The sequence below is a fragment of the Brevundimonas sp. GW822-FHT03E11 genome, from assembly GCF_058801445.1.
The window spans coordinates 122,025-140,322 of the sequence record NZ_JBXANG010000004.1; the positions used below are offsets into that span (position 1 = coordinate 122,025).

Genomic DNA, 18,298 nt, shown 5'->3' on the forward strand with positions numbered 1-18,298 from the left:
TCCCGTGCCCTACATCCTGAGCCTCGTTACCTTCCTGCCGCTGGTCGGCGCCCTGGCGATCTATCTCGCCCGGCTGGCCTCCAAGTCCCAGGACGCCGCCGCCCCGGCCGCGCGCTGGATCGCCCTGCTGATGACCCTGGTCGTCCTGGGCGTCTCGGTCGTGCTGGTCGCCGGTTTCGATCCGTCGAACACCGCCTATCAGTTCGTCGAAATGGTCCCCTGGTTCGCCGGGGCCAGCTATCATCTGGGCGTCGACGGGGTGTCGGTGCTGTTCGTCCTGCTGACAGCCTTCCTGATGCCGATCTGCATCCTGGCCAGCTGGAAGTCGATCGAGACGCGCGTCGTCGAATATATGATCGCCTTCCTGATCCTGGAGACCCTGGTCATCGGCGTCTTCACGGCCCTGGACCTGTATCTCTTCTACATCTTCTTCGAAGGCACCCTGGTGCCGATGTTCCTGATCATCGGCATCTGGGGCGGCGCCAACCGGATCTACGCGGCCTACAAGTTCTTCCTCTACACCCTGCTGGGGTCCGTGCTGATGCTGCTGGCCATGCTGTGGATGTCGCACACCGCCGGCACCACCAGCATTCCGGAGCTTAAGCAGTACGCCTTCAGCCCCGCCGTTCAGCCCATCCTGTGGCTGGCCTTCTTCGCCTCCTTTGCGGTGAAGATGCCGATGTGGCCGGTCCACACCTGGCTGCCCGACGCCCACGTTCAGGCGCCGACGGCCGGTTCGGTCATCCTGGCCGGCATCCTGCTGAAGCTGGGCGGTTACGGCTTCATCCTGTTCAACGTGCCCATGTTCCCGGTCGCGTCCGAGATGTTCCGGCCGCTGGTCTTCACCCTGTCGGTGATCGCCATCGTCTACACCTCGCTGGTCGCCTGGCGTCAGACGGACATCAAGAAGCTGATCGCCTATTCGTCGGTCGCCCACATGGGCTTTGTGACCCTGGGCATCTTCGCCGGCAACGACCAGGGCATGCAGGGCGCCGTCTTCCAGATGATCAGCCACGGCCTGATCTCGGGCGCGCTCTTCCTGTGCGTCGGCGTGGTCTATGACCGGATGCACACGCGCGAGATCGCCTTCTACGGCGGCCTGACCTCGCGCATGCCCTGGTTCGCCGCCATCTTCCTGATGTTCACCATGGCGAATGTCGGCCTGCCGGGCACCTCGGGCTTCATCGGCGAAGTCCTGACCATGACGGGCGCCTATCGGGCCTCGACCTGGGCGGCCCTGGTGGCGGCCTCGGGCGTCATCTTCTCGGCGGTCTACGCCCTGACCCTGTATCGTTCGGTCATGTTCGGCGAGATCACCAATCCGAAGCTGATGACCATCGCCGACATCGACAAGCGTGAGCTTGCGCTGTTCGTGCCGCTGATCGTCGGCACCCTGTGGCTGGGCGTCCATCCGGCCGCCGTCCTCGATTACACCGGGCCCGCCGTCGAGGCCCTGACCAGCGCCTATCGCGCCGCGATCGGCGGGTGAGACCAAGCATGCCTGATCTGTCCTCCGCCCTGCACCTCGCCGCCTCGGAGCTGACCCTCGCGGTCGGCGCCCTGGTCCTGCTGATGGTCGGCGCCTTCATCGGCGACAAGAGCGCCCGGCTGGTGTCCATCCTGTCGGTCCTGCTGCTGATCGCCGCCGCCGCCATCGCCGTCATGGGACCGTGGGGCGTCGCCTTCAACGGCGCCTATGTGGCCGACCCGCTGGCCATCTACGGCAAGAGCGTCATCTATCTGTCCGCCGCCGTGGCCGTCGTGCTCGGCGACGGCTGGATGAAGCGCACCCGCATCGCCAAGTTCGAGTATCCGGTCCTGATCGTCCTCGCGGCGGTCGGCATGGGGATGATGGCCTCCTCGGGCGACCTGATCTCCATGTATGTCGGCATCGAGCTGCATTCGCTGGCCCTGTACGTCCTGGCCGCCTTCCACCGCGACGACGCCAAGGCGTCGGAAGCGGGCCTGAAGTATTTCGTGCTCGGCGCCCTGTCGTCCGGCCTGCTGCTGTACGGCGCCAGCCTGATCTACGGCTTCGCCGGCTCGATGCGATTCGAGGACATCGCCGCCTTCGCCCAAGACCATCCGGGCCCGGGTCTGGTGTTCGGCCTGGTCTTCCTGATCTGCGGCCTGGCGTTCAAGGTTTCGGCCGCCCCCTTCCACATGTGGACGCCTGACGTTTACGAAGGCGCCCCGACCCCGGTCGTGGCCCTGTTCGCCACCGCGCCCAAGGTGGCCGCCATGGTCCTGATCGCCCGGGTTCTGGAAGGCGGCTTCGCCGAGGCCCACGCCCAGTGGTCGCAGGTCCTGATCGCCATCTCCCTGCTCAGCTTCGTGGTCGGCGCCTTCGGCGGCATCGCCCAGAAGGACATCCAGCGGCTGCTGGCCTATTCGTCGATCGCCAACATCGGCTACGCCCTGCTGGGCATCGCCGCGGGCACCAGCGCAGGCCTGCAGGCCATGCTGATGTTCATGACCCTGTATGTCATCGACCAACTGGGCTTCTTCGCCATCCTGCTCAGCCTGTCCAAGTCGGGCCGCCCGATCCGTCGCATCGCCGATCTCGCCGGTCTGAAGAAGGACCGTCCGGTCACCGCCGTGGCCCTGACCGTCCTGTCCTTGTCGGTGCTGGGCATGCCGCCGCTGTCGGGCTTCTGGGCCAAATACTATGTGTTCGGGGCCGCAGCATCGGCCGGCCTGTGGCCGGTCGCCGCCGTCGGTCTGGTCGCCTCGGTCGTCGCCGCCTTCTACTATCTGCGGATCATCAAGCTGATGTGGTTCGATGCGCCCGTGGACGAGATCGTGACCGACAAGGCCTCGCCGGAAACCAGCCTGATCGGCTGGGCCTGCGCCGCCTTCGCCTTCCCCCTGGTGATCGTCGGTCTGACCTGGCTGGAACCGCTGACCCGGGTTGCGAGCGCCGGCTTCGGGAACGGTTAGGGCGTTGACGCCCGCCCCCCTGGTCATCCTCGACGAGATCGACTCGACCAACGCCGAGGCCCGGCGTCTCGCCGAGGCCGGAGAAGCCGGGCCGCGCTGGATCGTGGCTCGGCGCCAGACCGCCGGTCGCGGTCGCCGCGGCCGCAAGTGGGAGACCGAACAGGGCAACCTGGCGGCCACCCTTTTGATCACCACGCCCAAGTCGGCGGCCGAGGCGGCCCAGGCCACCTTCGTCGCCGCCCTGGCCGTCGCCGACCTGCTGGACGTCTTCGTCTCGCCGGCCCTGGTCTCGATCAAATGGCCGAACGACGTCCTGCTGGACGGGGTCAAGGTCTCCGGCATCCTGGTCGAGTCCGGCTCCCATGCGAACGGCGACCTGTGGCTGGCCGTCGGCATCGGCGTGAACCTGGCCCATGCGCCGGACAATACGGAGCGCGGCGCGACTGCGGTCGCCGAGCGTCTGCGCGCCGACCTGGCCTTCGCTCCCCCCATCGAGGCCGCCGCCGAGATCCTGGCCGAGACCTTCGCCGTCTGGTGGGGCCGCTGGCAGACCCTGGGCTTCGAGCCTGTGCTGGACGCCTGGACCAGCCGCCTGACCGGCCTGAACGGCCCGTGCGTCGCCCGCCTGGACAATGAAACCCTGGAGGGCGTGGCCGAGGGTGTCGAGGCCGACGGCGCCCTGCGCCTGCGTCTGGCCGACGGTTCGGTTCGCCTGATTTCGGCCGGCGACGTCTTCTTCGGCAAGGCGAACTGATGCTGCTCGCCATCGAACAGGGCAACACCAATACGCTGTTCGCCGTTCACGACGGTTCGGACTGGATCGCCCAATGGCGCGCCGCCACAGAGGCCAGCCGCACCGCCGACGAATACGCCGTCTGGCTGAACCAGCTGATGGTCATGAAAGGGCTTCAGTTCGCCGCTCTGACCGGCTGCATCATCTCCAGCGTGGTGCCCCAGTCGATCTTCAATCTGCGCAACCTGTCGCGCCGCTATCTGAACATCGAACCCCTGGTGATCGGCGAGAACGCCGAGCTGGGCATCGACGTCCGCATCGCCAAGCCCAGCGAAGCCGGCGCCGACCGTCTGGTCAACGCCATCGGGGCCAAGCTGGTCTATCCGGGCGACCTGATCGTGATCGACAGCGGCACGGCCACCACCTTCGACATCGTCGCCGCTGACGGCGCCTTCGAGGGCGGCCTGATCGCGCCGGGCATCAATCTGTCGCTCCAGGCCCTGCACGAGGCGGCGGCCAAACTGCCGCGCATCGCCATACAGAAGCCCGAACACGTCATCGGCAAGGGCACGGTCGAGGCCATGCAGTCCGGCGTCTTCTGGGGCTATATTTCATTGATCGAAGGCCTGGTCGCGCGCATCAAGGCGGAATGGGCGCGGCCCATGACCGTCATTGGAACCGGCGGGGTCGCCAGCCTGTTCGAAGGCGCGACCGACAGCATCGATCACTTCGATCCCGACCTGACTATCCGCGGCCTCCTCGAAATCTGGCGTCGTAACGCCCATTTGACGGACTGAATGAAAAAGCAAACCCAAGACGAACTCGTTTTCCTGCCGCTGGGCGGCTCGGACGAGGTCGGTATGAACCTCAACGCCTATGGCTTCGGGCCAGAGGCCAATCGTGAATGGCTGATCGTCGACGTCGGCGTCACCTTCGGGGACCTGTCGACGCCCGGCGTGGACGTGATCGTGCCGGACCCCACCTATCTGGAAGGGGAGACGATCAAGGGCATCGTCCTGACCCATGCGCACGAAGACCATATCGGCGCCCTGGGCTGGCTGTGGCCGCGCCTGAAGGCGCCGGTCTATGCGACGCCCTTCACCGCCTATCTGATCCGCGACAAGCTGCGCGAGCGCGGCATTCTCGACGAGGTCGAACTGATCGAGGTTCCCCTGGGCGGAACCGTCGACATCGGCCCGTTCGGCGTCACCTTCGTCAACATGACCCATTCGATCGCCGAGCCCAGCGGCCTGGCCATCGACACCCCCCTGGGCACGGTGTTCCATACCGGCGACTGGAAGATCGACAACCAACCGGTCATCGGGACCAAGACGGACGCCCCGACCATCCGCGGCCTGGGCGACGAGGGCGTCCTGGCCATGGTCTGCGACTCGACCAATGTCTTCGTGCCGGGCGTGGCCGGGTCCGAAGGCGACGTGGCCGTGGCCCTGGCCAAGCTGATCTCGACTCTGAAGGGCCGGGTCGCCGTCGGATGCTTCGCCTCCAACGTCGCGCGGATGGACAGCGTCATCCGCGCCGCCGAGGCCTGCGGCCGTCGCGTCGCCCTGGCCGGCCGTTCGATGCACCGGATCACCGCCGCCGCCAAACACGTCGGCATGCTGCAGGACGTGAAGCCCTTCCTGTCGGACGAGGAGGCGCGCGTCTGGCCCGCCGACCAGATCCTGTACCTGTGCACCGGCAGCCAGGGCGAGGCGAGGGCGGCCCTGTCGCGCGTCGCCGACGGCACGCACCCGGTCGTGAAACTGGGCCTGGGCGACCACTGCATCTTCTCGTCGCGCCAGATCCCCGGCAACGAACTGGCCATCGGCAATCTGCAGGACCGTCTCGCGGACCGGGGCGTGCGCCTCTACACCGAGAAGGATCACCCCGGCATCCACGTCTCCGGCCACCCGTGCCGCGACGAGCTGAAGCAGATGTACGAATGGGTCCGGCCGCAGATCGCGGTTCCGACCCACGGGGTGCGCCGCTTCCTGCTGGAGCACGCCAACCTGGCCAAGGAGGTCGGGGTCAAGGAGACGGTGACCCCGCGCAACGGCGACATGGTCCGCCTGGCGCCCGGTCCGGCGCAGATCATCGACGAAGTGCCGAACGGCCGGCTCTATGTCGACGGCGGCATGCTGGTGACCGAACAGGGCGAGGCCCTGAAGGAGCGTCGCCACGCCTCGACCAATGGCGTGCTGATCGTCAGCTTCGCCCTGGACAAGCGCGGCCGGATCGTCAGCGACATCGACATCCGCAGCGTCGGCCTGCCGGGCGACACCGCCACGCCTCTGGGCGACGCCCTGGACAATCTGGCCGAGCGGGTCGAGCAGGTGGTCAAGAGCCTGAAGGGCGAGGCTCTGGAGGACGAACTGGTCATCGAACAGGCCGTCGCCCGCGTGCTGAAGAAGGCCAGCCAGCAGATCTGGGATCGCCGTCCCATCGTCGAGACGGTCGTCCTGCGAGTCTGACGGCGCCTCCCTCTGGCGCTTCGGTCATGAGCCGATCTATATCGCGCTCATGGCCGAACGACTCTTCCTGCTGAACCCCGACTGGCACGACGATCAGGGCGGGCCCTGGTTCTGTCCGCCCGGCGCCTATATCGAGGGCGTCCTGGCCTTCTATCCCCAGCTGCGGGAGGCGCTTGAGGTGGTCTATCTGGACCACCCCCGGCCGCGCGCGCCAGTCGTCGCCGAGGTCGGCGAGGCGCATCAGAGCTGCCCGATCCTGATCCTGGACGGCGAACTGGACTGGCCCGAGGCCCAGGTCAGCGAAGTCACCGGCCGCCGCTTCCTCCAGGACCACGCCATCGCCCCCTATCTGGCGGCCCGCTACGGGATCGGTCGGCCGCATCCCTGAGGGCGCGGCTGGGTCCTGCAGTCGATCTCTTCCAGGCAAGGCTGTATGCCTGGCTGATCTGCGGCATGGCGGGGACTCGTCGTGGGGAGGCTGATCCTCTAGACCGGTTTCAACCGGACGCCAAAGTTCCGACAGGAGGTTTCATGCCCATCGGCCCCGCCACCATGTTCGGCATCTACATCATCGTCTGGTGGACGGTGCTGTTCGCGGTCCTGCCGCTGGGAACCTCGCGCGAGACCCATACTCCGCCGACCGACGGCGCCCAATGGGGCGCCCCGACCACGCCGAACCTGAAGCGCAAGTTTATCACCACCACCTGGGTGTCGGTGATCGTCTGGGCCTTCGTCATGGTGCTGATCTTCACCGGCTGGCTGCCCCTGCCGGACTTCTCGCGCGCCCCGGCTCTCTAAACGCCATCCCGGCCTAGCTTTCGCCCCGGTCCAGCGGCTAAAGCCTTGGTCTGTCTCTACGCCTAGGATTCCCCATCATGCGCCTGTCGCGCTTTTTCCTGCCCACGCTGAAGGAAGCCCCTTCGGACGCCCAGATTGTTTCGCACCAGCTGATGCTGCGCGCCGGCATGATCAAGCAGGAGGCCGCCGGCATCTACGCCTGGCTGCCGCTGGGCCTGAAGGTGCTGCGCAAGATCGAGCAGATCGTCCGTGAGGAGCAGGTGAGGGCGGGGGCGGTCGAACTGCTGATGCCGACCCTGCAACTGGCCGACCTGTGGCGTGAGAGCGGCCGTTACGACGCCTACGGCCCCGAGATGCTGCGCATCACCGACCGGCACGAACGCGAACTTCTGTACGGACCGACCAATGAGGAGATGATCACCGACATCTTCCGGGCCTATGTGAAGTCCTACAAGTCGCTGCCGCTGAACCTGTTTCACATCCAGTGGAAGTTCCGCGACGAGCGCCGCCCCCGCTTCGGCGTGATGCGCGGCCGCGAGTTCCTGATGAAGGACGCCTATTCCTTCGACGTCGACGAGGCCTCGGCCCGCAAGGCCTACAACCGCATGTTCGTGGCCTATCTGAACACCTTCGCCCGCATGGGGTTGAAGGCCGTGCCGATGCGCGCGGACACCGGCCCGATCGGCGGCGACCTGAGCCACGAGTTCATCGTCCTGGCCGAGACCGGCGAGAGCGCGGTCTTCTGCGATAAGAAGCTGGTCGAAATGCCGGCGCCGGGCGCGGACGTGGACTGGGATGATCTTCAGTCAATCGTTGATCAACGAACCGCCCTCTACGCCGCGACCGAGGAAATGCACGACGAAGCCCGGTTCGAGGCCGAGACCGCCGAGGGCGATCGCCTGTCGGCGCGCGGCATCGAGGTCGGCCACATCTTCTATTTCGGCGAGAAATATTCGGCGCCGATGAAGGCCCGCGTCGCCGGTCCCGACGGCCAGGACGCGAATGTCCACATGGGCAGCTACGGCGTCGGCGTGTCGCGCCTGCTGGGCGCCATCATCGAAGCCAGCCACGACGAGGGCGGCATCATCTGGCCCGACGCCGTGGCGCCGTTCGACGTGGTGGTGATCAATCTGCGCGCCAATGACGACGCCGTCTCCGCCGCCTGCGAGGACGCGGTCGCTCAGCTCGAGAAGCGGGGCAAGGAGGTGCTCTACGACGACACCGACGAACGGCCGGGCGGCAAGTTCGCCACCGCCGACCTGATCGGCGTGCCGTGGCAGCTGACCATCGGTCCCAAGGGCTTGGCGGACGGGGTGGTCGAGCTGAAGCGCCGCGCCACCGGTGAAAAGGTCTCCGTGCCCCTGGCCGAAGCCATCGAAAGGCTGACGGCTTGAACCCTCCAGCCCGTTCCTCCGGCCCCTTCTCCGCCTGGGAGATCGGTCTCGCCCTCCGTTACCTGCGCGCCAAGCGAAAGGAGGGCGGGGTCGCCACCATTGCGGTGATCAGCTTCATCGGCATCATGCTGGCCGTCGCCGTGCTCATCAGCGTCATGAGCATCATGTCCGGTTTCCGCGCCGAATTGCTGGGCCGGATGCTGTCGTTCAACGGCCATATGTACGTCCAGGGCCCGGTCCTGACGTCGGAAGATCGCGACGCCGCCCTTAAGCGGATCGCAGCAGTCCCCGGTGTGGCCAGCGTCACCCCTCTGAACGAGAGCCAGAGCCTGGTCCGGGTCGGCAACTTCACGACCGGCGCCATGGTGCGCGGCGTGCGGCCCCAGGACCTGGCCACCACCAAATATGTCTTCGACAGCCTTACGCCCCAGGAGCGGGCGAACTTCGGCAAGGGCGCCTATGGCGGCGACCGCATCCTGATGGGCGCGGCCCTGGCCAATTCCCTGGGCCTGCGGGTCGGCGATCCCGTCACCCTCTATTCGCCCACCGGAGCCGATAGCGCCTTCGGCAATCTGGGCGGGCTGGAAAAGACCTATTTCGTCGGCGGTCTGTTCCGCTCGGGCACGGCCGATTTCGACCGCGCCTTCCTGTTCATGCCGCTGGAACAGCAGCAGCTCTTCTTCGGGAAGGAAGGCGTGTGGGACGCGATCGAGATCAAGGTCGATGACCCCGACCGGGTCGGCGAACTGACCCCCGCCATCCGCGACGCGGCCGGGCCGGGCTCGGTCGTCAGCGACTGGCGCGAGCGTCTGGCCGCCTTCTACGGCGCCCTGAAGGTCGAGCGGGTGGCGATGAGCATTATCCTGGGTCTGGTGGTCGCCATCGCAGCGATGAACATCATCTCCGGCATCGTCATGCTGGTGAAGAACAAGACGCGCGACATCGCCATCCTGCGCACCGTCGGCGCCAGCCAGTCTTCGATCCTGCGGGTCTTCTTCATGTCCGGCGCCCTGATCGGCGTGGCCGGGACCGTAGCGGGTCTGGTGCTGGGCCTGCTGTTCTGCTGGAACATCGGCGCCATCCAGCACGCCCTGGAAGCCATCCTGGGGGTCCAGCTGTTCAACGCCGACGTCTATCAGCTGGACGCCATCCCGGCCCTGGTCGATCCCGTCGACGTGACCTGGGTCGCCCTGCTGTCGTTCGGCATGAGCTGTGTGGCCAGTTTGCCGCCGTCCTGGACGGCCTCGCGCATCGATCCGGTGGAGGCGCTCCGCTATGAGTAGGTCTCCCATCCTGTCGGTGCGCGGCCTGACCCGTACCTATGACACCGCGAGCGGCGGCCTGACTGTGCTGAAGGGCGTGGATCTGGACGTCATGCCCGGCGAGATCGTCGGCCTGATCGGTCCCTCGGGCTCGGGCAAGTCCAGCCTGCTGCACGCCGCCGGCCTGTTGGAAAGGCCGACCGAGGGCACGGTCGCCATCGACGGCGAAATGGTGGGCGATCTGGACGAGCGCGCCCGCACCCGCCTGCGTCTGTCGCGCATCGGCTTCGTCTATCAGTTCCACCATCTGCTGGCCGAGTTCGACGCCCGCGACAACGTCGCCCTGCCGATGCGGATCGCCGGCATGGGCCAGGCCCAGGCGCGCAAACAGGCCGAGGAGACCCTGACGGCCTTGGGTCTGGGCGAACGCCTGACCCACCAGCCGGCCCAGCTGTCGGGCGGCGAGAAACAGCGCGTCGCCATCGCCCGCGCCCTGGCCAACAAGCCGCGCCTGCTGCTGGCCGACGAACCGACCGGCAATCTGGACCCGACCACCAGCCAGTCGGTGTTCGAAGCCCTGCGCGACCTGGCCAAGACCACGGGAGTCGCCGCCCTGATCGCCACCCATAATATGGAGCTGGCCGGCCACATGGACCGCGTCTTCGCCCTGAAGGACGGCCATCTGGAAGAACGGGCGGCGGAGAGCCAGGCTTATTGAGGCAGGCCTACTGAACGCCCGCCTGCCTCACCCCACAGCCGCGTCGCCCCAGATGGCGCGCAGGCTTTGCGGTCGGCGGCAGCCCTGGCGATAGGCTTCGTAGTGGGCGTGGTGGCGGCGGGCGTAGTCCTGGTGCTCCGGGCCGGCGGGCCAGAACCGCTGAGCCCCGACGACCGGGGTGGTGAAGCTCTTGCCCAGCACCCGCATGGCCGCATCGCGCGAAGCCACCGCCGCTGCGCGCTGATCCGCCGTGGCGAAGACGGCGGTTCGATAGGAGGGGCCTCGGTCGCAGAATTGTCCGTCCGGATCGGTCGGGTCGATCGTGCGCCAGTAGCGGTCGACCAGGGCGCGATAGCTGACCACGCGCGGATCGAAGGTCACCTGGACGGCCTCCATATGGCCGGTCCCGCCGCGCACCACCTGCTCATAGGTGGGATTGGCCCTATGGCCCCCGACGAAGCCCGACACCGCCGACCGGACGCCGGGCAGGCCGTCGAACGCCTTTTCCTCAGACCAGAAGCAGCCTCCGGCGAAGACCGCCGTCTGAAATCCAGGCGCGTCGCGGGCCTGGGCGTCGGCCGCCGCACGGGGCAGGGCGAGCAGAACGAGTCCCCGCGACGATGGCTCCGACGCCGGTCGGGCGGATCTTTGATTTGAGCATGGTCGTCTCCCTGCTTGCTCTACATACGACGGACGCGCGTGAGTGGTTTCGTACGGAACGCCCCTGTGGATAAGTGTGGGGTTGACGCGAACAAGAGGTGAACATAGAACAAGAAGGGAACATTATTCATTGGGGATGAGCCGCAATGCCGCGTTTGATGAGAGACCTGTTGTCGTTGGCCTCGTGCGGCGGCTTCGTCTGGATGGTCTGGACCCTGGCCTTCAGCGTCACCGCCGCTTGAAATCGGCAGATCGCCGGACAGTCCGAATGACCGTTTTCAATAGATCAAAGACTTAGGCGGAGGTTTCGGACAGATCGGACAGTTCGGACACTGTTTTTTCCACGACCGGCCCAAGCCTCTATCCACAGCCGGGGCCGGGGGCGGCCGCCTCTGGGGCGGTTTGCGGTGTCCCCCGCGCGCGACGATGTGAGACTCGGTCCAAGATGGCGTGCGCGCCCTGATCGGCGACGCGAGAGGCGGAAGGTGCAGTGAGCGAAACGGTGAACAGTCAGGGCTTCGTCCATCTGCGGGTCCGCTCGGCCTATTCCCTGCTGGAGGGCGCGATCAAGGCCGGCAAGCTGGGCAAGATGGCGGCCGAGGCGGGCATGCCGGCGGTGGCGATCACGGACCGTTCGAACCTGTTCGGCGCCCTGGAGTTCAGCCAGTCCACGAAGGACGCCGGGGTCCAGCCCATCGTCGGCTGCGCCCTTCCGGTCCTGGGGATCGGCGGTCAGCAGGTCGCGCGCTGGGCCAAGACGCCGACGGTGGTTCTGCTGGTCCAGAACGAGACGGGCTGGCGCAATCTGTGCGCCCTGTCCTCGGCGGCCTATCTGGAGGCCGGCGAGATGGCCGAACCGGGCGTGGCCTGGAGCATGGTGGCGGCCCGCTCCGAAGGCCTGATCCTGCTGTCGGGCGGCCCCGACGGCCCGATCGATCCCCTGTTCGCCCAGGGCAAGTCCGGGGAGGGCGCCGCCGCCCTGGCGACGATGAAGTCCGTCTTCGGCGACCGTTTCTATGTCGAGCTGCAACGCCACGGCCTGGAAGACGAGCGGCGGGCCGAGCCGGGTCTGGTCCAGTGGGCCTATGACAATGACGCGCCCCTGGTCGCCACCAACGACGTCTATTACGCCAAGGCGGCCCAGGCGAAGTCCCACGACGCCCTGTTGTGCATCGCCGACGGCGCCTTCACCGGCCAGGAGGACCGCCGCCGGATCACCGGCGAACACTGGTTCAAGTCGGCCGAGGCCATGCGCGAACTGTTCGCCGACCTGCCCGAGGCTTGCGACAACACCATCGACATCGCTCGGCGCTGCGCCTTCCTGGTCAAGACCCATGCCCCCATCCTGCCGCGCTTCGACACCGGGGCGGGGCGGTCCGAGGCCGACGAACTGGCCCACCAGGCGCGCGAGGGGCTGAAGCTCCGTCTTCAGCAGGTCCCGCCCGCCGTCCCGGAGGAAGACTACTGGACCCGGCTGGAATGGGAGGTCGGCATCATCCAGCAGATGGGCTTCCCCGGCTACTTCCTGATCGTGTCGGACTTCATCAAATGGGCCAAGGAGCACGGCATCCCGGTAGGGCCGGGGCGGGGCTCCGGGGCCGGGTCGCTGGTCGCCTGGTCCCTGACCATCACCGATTTGGACCCCTTGCGGTTCGGCCTGCTGTTCGAACGGTTCCTGAACCCCGAACGGGTCTCCATGCCCGACTTCGACATCGACTTCTGCCAGGAGCGGCGCGAAGAGGTGATCGACTATGTCCAGGCCCACTACGGCAAGGACCGGGTGGCCCAGATCATCACCTTCGGCACGCTTCAGGCCCGCGTCGTGCTGCGAGACGTCGGCCGGGTGCTGCAGATGCCGTTGGGCCAGGTGGACCGGCTCTGCAAGATGGTGCCGAACAATCCGGCCAATCCGGTCACCCTGGCCCAAGCTATCGATCTGGAGCCGCGCCTGAAGGAGGCGAGGGACGCCGAACCGGCGGTGCGCACCCTGTTGGAGACGGCGCTGGAGCTGGAGGGGCTGTACCGCAACGCCTCGACCCACGCCGCCGGCATCGTCATCGGCGACCGCCCCCTGGTCGAGCTGGTGCCCCTGTACCAGGACCCGCGCTCCACCATTCCGGCCAGCCAGTTCAACATGAAGTGGGTCGAGCCGGCCGGTCTGGTCAAGTTCGACTTCCTGGGCCTGAAGACTCTGACGACCCTGGACCGGGCGCACGGCTATCTGTCCCGGCGCGGCGCCGCCCCGGTCTGGAACCAGCTGCCGCTGGACGACGCCCGCACCTATGAGCTGATGGCCTCGGGCCAGACGGTCGGGGTGTTCCAGCTGGAATCCCAGGGCATGCGCGACACCCTGCGCAAGATGCGCTGCGGCTCCATCGAGGAGATCACCGCCCTGATCTCCCTCTATCGACCGGGGCCGATGGAGATGATCGACACCTATATCGACCGCAAGTTCGGCCGGGCCGAGGTCGACTATCTGCACCCCAGCCTGAAGGAGGTGCTGACCGAGACCTATGGCGTCATCATCTACCAGGAACAGGTGATGAAGATCGCCCAGATCCTGGCGGGCTACAGCCTGGGCGAGGCCGACCTGCTGCGTCGCGCCATGGGCAAGAAGAAGAAGGAGGAGATGGACTTTCAGCGGGCGCGCTTCATCAAGGGCGCTCTGGAGAAATCTGTCCCCGAAAGCCAGTCGGGCTCCATCTTCGACCTGGTGGCCAAGTTCGCCGGCTACGGCTTCAACAAGTCGCACGCCGCCGCCTACGCCCTGATCTCCTTCCAGACGGGCTGGCTGAAAGCCAATCATCCGGTCGAATTCTTCGCCGCGTCCATGAGCCTGGACCTGTCGAACACCGACAAGCTGGCGGTCTTCTATCAGGACGCCAAACGGTTCGACGTGCCGGTGCTGCCGCCCGACGTCAACCGCTCCTCGGCCGACTTTGACGTGGCTTGGGAGGAGGGGCGGGGGTCTGTCCTTTATGCGCTCGGCGCCATCCGCAATGTGGGGCTGGAGGCCATGCGGCACGTCATCGAGGTGCGCGAGACCGGCGGCCGCTTCGCCGACATCTTCGACTTTCTGGAGCGGGTCGATCCGCGCAGCGTCAACAAGCGGGCGCTGGAAGGCCTGGCCAAGGCCGGCGCCTTCGACAGCATCCATCCCAACCGGCGTCAGCTGGTCGAACAGGCCGACGTCCTGATGGCCTATTGCCAGAGCGTGGCGGCCGAGCGCGCCTCGTCCCAGGTCAGTCTGTTCGGCGGAGACCAGGCCCATGTGGGACGGCCCCGTCTGAAGAGCGTCGAGCCCTGGGTCGGGCCGGAGCGTCTGGATCACGAACTGTCGGCCGTCGGCTTCTATCTGTCGGGCCATCCGCTGGACGAGATGAGTTCGGCCCTGAAGCGCAAGCGCGTCACCTTCGTCGCCGAGGCCATTCCCCTGGCGGAGGGCGGCCATGAAGCCTTCCAGATGGCCGGTGTGGTGCGTCGCCGGCAGGAGCGGGCCAGCGCCCGCACCGGCGAGAAGTTCGCCTTCGTCACCTTCTCCGATCCGACGGGCGAGTTTGAATGTCTGTTCCCGCCCGAACAGCTGCGCAAATGCCGCGAGGTGCTGGAGCCCGGCGCCACCGTCATGGTGCGCGTGCGCGCCAAGGCGTCCGAGGGCGAGGTGCGGTTCTTCGGCGACGACGCCAGCCGGATGGACAATCTGCTGGATGACGCCAACATCGGCCTGCGGATCCACGTCTCGGCCCGCAGCGCCGACGCCGAGGCCCTGAAGACTCGTCTGGAGCGGGCCCGGTCCGGCGCCATCGGCAAGGGCGGGGAGATCGCCCTGGTCGCTTCGCTGGACGGTCGTCAGGAGGTCGAGATCAAACTGCCCGGCCGTTATCGTCTGGACGGCGCCCTGCGCGGCGCGCTGAAGTCCGCGCCCGGCGTCCTGATGCTGGAGGACGCCTGATGTCGGCTTGCGGTCTGATCCTCGCCCTGGGTCTGGCGGGGGCCGATCCTTCGGGCGCTCCGCCCCTCCAGCCGATCACCGCCTCAAGGAGCCAGACCATGTCCCACGCCGTCGGAACCTTCGAGGTTCAGATCACGCCGATCGCTCCAGACGCCGATGCGCCCGGCGGCGCGCCCGGCCGGATGCGTTTGGCCAAGACCTTTCACGGGGATCTGCAGGGCGAGGGCGCGGGCGAGATGCTGGGGCTGCTCAAGGACGGCTCGGGCGCCTATGTCGCCATGGAGCGGGTGTCCGGCGTTCTGGAGGGTCGACGCGGCGCCTTCGCCCTGGTCCATCGGGGCGTCATGGAGGCGGGCGCTCAGGATCTTCTGATCACCATCGTCCCCGGTTCCGGCGAAGGCGAACTGGCTGGGATTGCGGGCGTCTTTCATCTGAAGATCGAGGGCGGCGTCCACCGCTACCAGCTGGAATACAGCCTGCCCTGAAGCCGCCATATACAGCCAAGCCTATGGCGAAGCTTGTGAATTTTCGGAACCTCACAGCGGCGGGGCGGGTTTTGGCAGTCCATAGGGAGACTGTTCCATGAAAAATCTCGTTCTCGCCGGCGCCGCGTCGCTGGCTCTTCTCGCGGCCTGTAACCAAGGCGGCGACACTGCGGCCCAGAACACCGGCGAAGCCGTGAACGCCACCCAGGACGCGACGTCCGGCATGGTGGGCCAGACTTCGGCGGCCACCCTGGGCGCCAATACGGTGGACGGCTTCGTCACCAATCTGGCGGTCGGCAACATGTATGAGATCGAGGCCGCCAAGATCGCCCAGGCCAAGTCGAACAACGCCGACGTCAAGGCCCTGGCCGCCATGATCGAGAAGGATCACATGGCCGCGGGCGACAAGCTGAAGTCGACCGCTGCGACCGCCGCGCCGGACGTGACCGTGCCGACCATGCTGGACCAGCGCCGCCAGGGTCTGATCGACAATCTGAACGCCGCCGCCCCGGACGACTTCAACAAGGTCTATCTGGACCAGCAGGTCGCGGCCCATAATGAAACCCTGACCCTGTTGAACGGCTTCTCCGACAACAGCGACGCTCCGGCCCTGGCCACCCTGGCGCGGGAGATGATCCCGACCATCACCACCCACCGCGACCGGGCTCAGGCCCTGGTCAACGGCATGTAAGACGGTCCTAGGATCGCAGGTGGAAGGGCGGCTCTTGACGGGGCCGCCCTTCGTCCTGTTCACGCGGCGCTTGCTATTGCGGGCCATCCCGACTACATGGCCCCCGCACTTCGCAACGCGGGCGAGGCGCGGTTCGGGGAGACATCCCGCTCCGCTCCATTCCGAGGGTCTTTCAGACCTTTAATCCCCGCGCCACGTTAGATCGGAAAAAGGACTGAACGATCATGGCTCTGCCTGAATTCTCGATGCGCACCCTGCTGGAAGCGGGCGCCCACTTCGGCCACCAGACGCACCGCTGGAACCCGAAGATGGACCGCTACATCTTCGGCTCGCGCTCGAACATCCACATCATCGACCTGTCGCAGACGATGCCGCTGTTCCACCAGGCCCTGGTGGCGGTGCGCGACGTCGCCGCCAAGGGCGGCCGCGTCCTGTTCGTCGGCACCAAGCGCCAGGCCGCCGAGCCGGTCGCCGAAGCCGCCAAGCGCTGCGCCCAATACTATATGAACAACCGCTGGCTGGGCGGCACCCTGACCAACTGGCGCACCGTCTCGGGTTCGATCGCTCGCCTGCGCGAGCTGGAAACCATCCTGGCCAACGGCGGCGAAGGCCGGGTCAAGAAGGAGCTGCTGAACCTGCAGCGCGAGAAGGACAAGCTGGAACTGTCGCTGGGCGGCATCAAGGACATGGGCTCCATTCCGGACATCATGTTCGTGATCGACACCAACAAGGAAGCGATCGCGATCCAGGAAGCCCGCAAGCTGAACATCCCGATCATCGCCATCCTGGACACCAACTCGGACCCGGACGGCATCACCTATCCGGTGCCGGGCAATGACGACGCCGCCCGCGCCATCCAGACCTACTGCGACCTGATCGCCGACGCCGTCCTGGACGGTCTGGCCGCCGGCGCCTCGGCCTCGGGCATCGACCTGGGCGCCTCAGAAGCCCCGGTCGAGCCGATGCTGCGCGAAGCCTCGGCCCCGGCCGAAGCCGAGCCCGCTCCGGCCGGTACGGAAGCGGTCGCCGAAGAGCTGCTGGCCTCGGACGACGCCTCGGCCAATACGGCGGCTCTGGACGCGGTCGAGACCGAACAGGCTGCGGGCTGAGGCCCGACGGCCTTCAAGACGAGGGCCGTGCGTTGAACTGACACACGGCCGGGCTAAGTCAGCCCGGCCGTTACCACATACGAATCCCCCAAGGAGAAGAACATGGCCGAGATCACTGCCGCCCTCGTGAAGGAACTTCGCGAGCGTTCGGGCGTCGGCATGATGGACTGCAAGAAGGCCCTGCAGGAAAATGACGGCAATATCGAAGCCGCCATCGACTGGCTGCGCGCCAAGGGCCTGTCCAAGGCCGCCAAGAAGGCCGACCGCGTCGCCGCCGAAGGTCTGGTCGCCGTGGCGTCCAAGGAAGACGGCAAGGGCGAAGTCGCCGCCGCCATCGAGTTCAATGCGGAAACCGACTTCGTCGCCCGCAACGAACTGTTTCAGAACGCCGCCAAGGCCTTCGCCCAGCTGGGCCTTGAGCACCACACGGTCGAGGCTCTGCACGGCGCCGAGCTGGAAGCCGGCAAGACCGTCCAGGACGAGGTGACCAACCTGATCGCCACCGTCGGCGAAAACATGCAGCTGCGCCGCGCGGCCCGTCTGTCCGTGTCGGAAGGCGTGGTTGCGACCTATGTCCACAACGCCGTTTCGCCGGGCGTCGGCCGTATCGGCGTTCTGGTGGCTCTGGAAGGCGAGGGCGACAAGACCGCCCTGCGCGACCTGGGCCGCAAGATCGCCATGCACGTCGCCGCCACGGCGCCGCTGTCGCTGAACACCGACGATCTGGATCCGGCCGCCATCGAAAAGGAACGCGCCGTCCTGATCGAAAAGGCCAAGGAAGAAGGTCGTCCGGAAAACATGATCGAGAAGATCGTGGAAGGTCAGATCAACAAGTTCCAGAAGGACGTGGTGCTGACCAAGCAGCCGTTCGTCATGGATCCGGACGTGACCATCGAACAGCTGGTCGCCAACTCGGCCAAGGAACTGGGCTCGTCCAACCTGCACCTGGCGGGCTTTGTCCGCCTGGCTCTGGGCGAGGGCGTGGAGAAGGTCGAAGGACCCGATTTCGCGTCGGAAGTCGCCTCCATGATGGGCGGCGCCTAAGACCCTTTCCCTCATTCGTGAGGGTTTTGTATCAGAGGGGC

16 protein-coding genes are annotated in these 18,298 nt (G+C 66.8%); 15 read left to right on the forward strand and 1 reads right to left on the reverse strand.

Annotated elements, in window-relative coordinates; translation table 11 throughout:
• The first annotated feature begins 4 nt into the window (after positions 1–4).
• The 10 genes from AC1RKE_RS08260 (at position 5) to AC1RKE_RS08305 (ending at position 10,316) form a co-directional block, all read left to right on the forward strand.
• Positions 5–1,489, forward strand: a complete 1,485-nt coding sequence (locus tag AC1RKE_RS08260) for an NADH-quinone oxidoreductase subunit M (protein ID WP_492896810.1) — start codon at positions 5–7, stop codon at positions 1,487–1,489.
• Between the two features lie 8 nt (positions 1,490–1,497).
• Positions 1,498–2,940: an NADH-quinone oxidoreductase subunit NuoN gene (nuoN, locus tag AC1RKE_RS08265; RefSeq protein ID WP_228185544.1), complete on the forward strand. Its 1,443-nt coding sequence runs from the start codon at positions 1,498–1,500 to the stop codon at positions 2,938–2,940.
• Positions 2,941–2,944: 4 nt separating this feature from the next.
• Complete coding sequence (locus AC1RKE_RS08270; RefSeq protein ID WP_348684697.1) at positions 2,945–3,694, forward strand: biotin--[acetyl-CoA-carboxylase] ligase; 750 nt, start codon at positions 2,945–2,947, stop codon at positions 3,692–3,694.
• Positions 3,691–4,470 carry a type III pantothenate kinase gene (locus AC1RKE_RS08275; RefSeq protein WP_348684700.1) on the forward strand — a complete coding sequence of 260 codons (780 nt, stop codon included), beginning with the start codon at positions 3,691–3,693 and terminating at the stop codon, positions 4,468–4,470. The genes AC1RKE_RS08270 and AC1RKE_RS08275 overlap by 4 nt, the downstream gene beginning before the upstream one ends.
• Positions 4,471–6,144 carry a ribonuclease J gene (locus tag AC1RKE_RS08280; RefSeq protein WP_395942287.1) on the forward strand — a complete coding sequence of 558 codons (1,674 nt, stop codon included), beginning with the start codon at positions 4,471–4,473 and terminating at the stop codon, positions 6,142–6,144.
• A gap of 49 nt (positions 6,145–6,193) precedes the next feature.
• Positions 6,194–6,532, forward strand: a complete 339-nt coding sequence (locus AC1RKE_RS08285; protein ID WP_182713790.1) for a DUF3088 family protein — start codon at positions 6,194–6,196, stop codon at positions 6,530–6,532.
• Positions 6,533–6,675: 143 nt separating this feature from the next.
• Positions 6,676–6,942, forward strand: coding sequence for a DUF1467 family protein (locus AC1RKE_RS08290; RefSeq protein ID WP_183215750.1), 267 nt, complete (start codon positions 6,676–6,678; stop codon positions 6,940–6,942).
• Positions 6,943–7,019: 77 nt separating this feature from the next.
• Positions 7,020–8,336, forward strand: coding sequence for a proline--tRNA ligase (gene proS / locus AC1RKE_RS08295; protein WP_182713789.1), 1,317 nt, complete (start codon positions 7,020–7,022; stop codon positions 8,334–8,336).
• Positions 8,333–9,619, forward strand: a complete 1,287-nt coding sequence (locus AC1RKE_RS08300; RefSeq protein ID WP_348683086.1) for a lipoprotein-releasing ABC transporter permease subunit — start codon at positions 8,333–8,335, stop codon at positions 9,617–9,619. Before proS ends, AC1RKE_RS08300 begins: the two co-directional genes overlap by 4 nt.
• Positions 9,612–10,316 carry an ABC transporter ATP-binding protein gene (locus tag AC1RKE_RS08305; RefSeq protein ID WP_348683087.1) on the forward strand — a complete coding sequence of 235 codons (705 nt, stop codon included), beginning with the start codon at positions 9,612–9,614 and terminating at the stop codon, positions 10,314–10,316. The genes AC1RKE_RS08300 and AC1RKE_RS08305 overlap by 8 nt, the downstream gene beginning before the upstream one ends.
• Positions 10,317–10,343: 27 nt before the next feature.
• Here AC1RKE_RS08305 and msrA read toward each other — a convergent pair whose 3' ends face one another.
• The gene (msrA, locus tag AC1RKE_RS08310; protein WP_395942389.1) at positions 10,344–10,919 is read right to left on the reverse strand and encodes a peptide-methionine (S)-S-oxide reductase MsrA; all 576 of its coding nucleotides are present in this window, start codon (positions 10,917–10,919) and stop codon (positions 10,344–10,346) included.
• A 547-nt stretch (positions 10,920–11,466) separates the two neighbouring features.
• Here msrA and dnaE point away from each other — a divergent pair.
• The 5 genes from dnaE (at position 11,467) to tsf (ending at position 18,257) form a co-directional block, all read left to right on the forward strand.
• Entirely contained in the window at positions 11,467–14,928 is a 3,462-nt protein-coding gene (gene dnaE / locus AC1RKE_RS08315; RefSeq protein WP_492896815.1) for a DNA polymerase III subunit alpha, read from the forward strand.
• Positions 14,928–15,413, forward strand: coding sequence for a DUF3224 domain-containing protein (locus AC1RKE_RS08320; protein ID WP_348683089.1), 486 nt, complete (start codon positions 14,928–14,930; stop codon positions 15,411–15,413). Before dnaE ends, AC1RKE_RS08320 begins: the two co-directional genes overlap by 1 nt.
• A gap of 97 nt (positions 15,414–15,510) precedes the next feature.
• Positions 15,511–16,104: a DUF4142 domain-containing protein gene (locus tag AC1RKE_RS08325; protein ID WP_054765552.1), complete on the forward strand. Its 594-nt coding sequence runs from the start codon at positions 15,511–15,513 to the stop codon at positions 16,102–16,104.
• 224 nt (positions 16,105–16,328) lie between these two features.
• A complete protein-coding gene (gene rpsB / locus AC1RKE_RS08330) occupies positions 16,329–17,213 on the forward strand; it encodes a 30S ribosomal protein S2 (protein ID WP_182714651.1) in 885 nt (294 codons plus the stop codon).
• A gap of 102 nt (positions 17,214–17,315) precedes the next feature.
• Positions 17,316–18,257: a translation elongation factor Ts gene (tsf, locus tag AC1RKE_RS08335; RefSeq protein ID WP_348683090.1), complete on the forward strand. Its 942-nt coding sequence runs from the start codon at positions 17,316–17,318 to the stop codon at positions 18,255–18,257.
• The last annotated feature ends 41 nt before the right edge of the window (positions 18,258–18,298 follow it).

What these genes read in the sequence shown, in the direction of transcription:
- nuoN (WP_228185544.1), top strand. Translation starts at nt 1,498, where the DNA reads ATGCCTGATCTGTCCTCCGCCCTGCACCTCGCCGCCTCGGAGCTGACC.
- AC1RKE_RS08280 (WP_395942287.1), top strand. Translation starts at nt 4,471, where the DNA reads ATGAAAAAGCAAACCCAAGACGAACTCGTTTTCCTGCCGCTGGGCGGC.
- AC1RKE_RS08285 (WP_182713790.1), top strand. Translation starts at nt 6,194, where the DNA reads ATGGCCGAACGACTCTTCCTGCTGAACCCCGACTGGCACGACGATCAG.
- AC1RKE_RS08290 (WP_183215750.1), top strand. Translation starts at nt 6,676, where the DNA reads ATGCCCATCGGCCCCGCCACCATGTTCGGCATCTACATCATCGTCTGG.
- proS (WP_182713789.1), top strand. Translation starts at nt 7,020, where the DNA reads ATGCGCCTGTCGCGCTTTTTCCTGCCCACGCTGAAGGAAGCCCCTTCG.
- AC1RKE_RS08305 (WP_348683087.1), top strand. Translation starts at nt 9,612, where the DNA reads ATGAGTAGGTCTCCCATCCTGTCGGTGCGCGGCCTGACCCGTACCTAT.
- AC1RKE_RS08320 (WP_348683089.1), top strand. Translation starts at nt 14,928, where the DNA reads ATGTCGGCTTGCGGTCTGATCCTCGCCCTGGGTCTGGCGGGGGCCGAT.
- AC1RKE_RS08325 (WP_054765552.1), top strand. Translation starts at nt 15,511, where the DNA reads ATGAAAAATCTCGTTCTCGCCGGCGCCGCGTCGCTGGCTCTTCTCGCG.
- rpsB (WP_182714651.1), top strand. Translation starts at nt 16,329, where the DNA reads ATGGCTCTGCCTGAATTCTCGATGCGCACCCTGCTGGAAGCGGGCGCC.
- tsf (WP_348683090.1), top strand. Translation starts at nt 17,316, where the DNA reads ATGGCCGAGATCACTGCCGCCCTCGTGAAGGAACTTCGCGAGCGTTCG.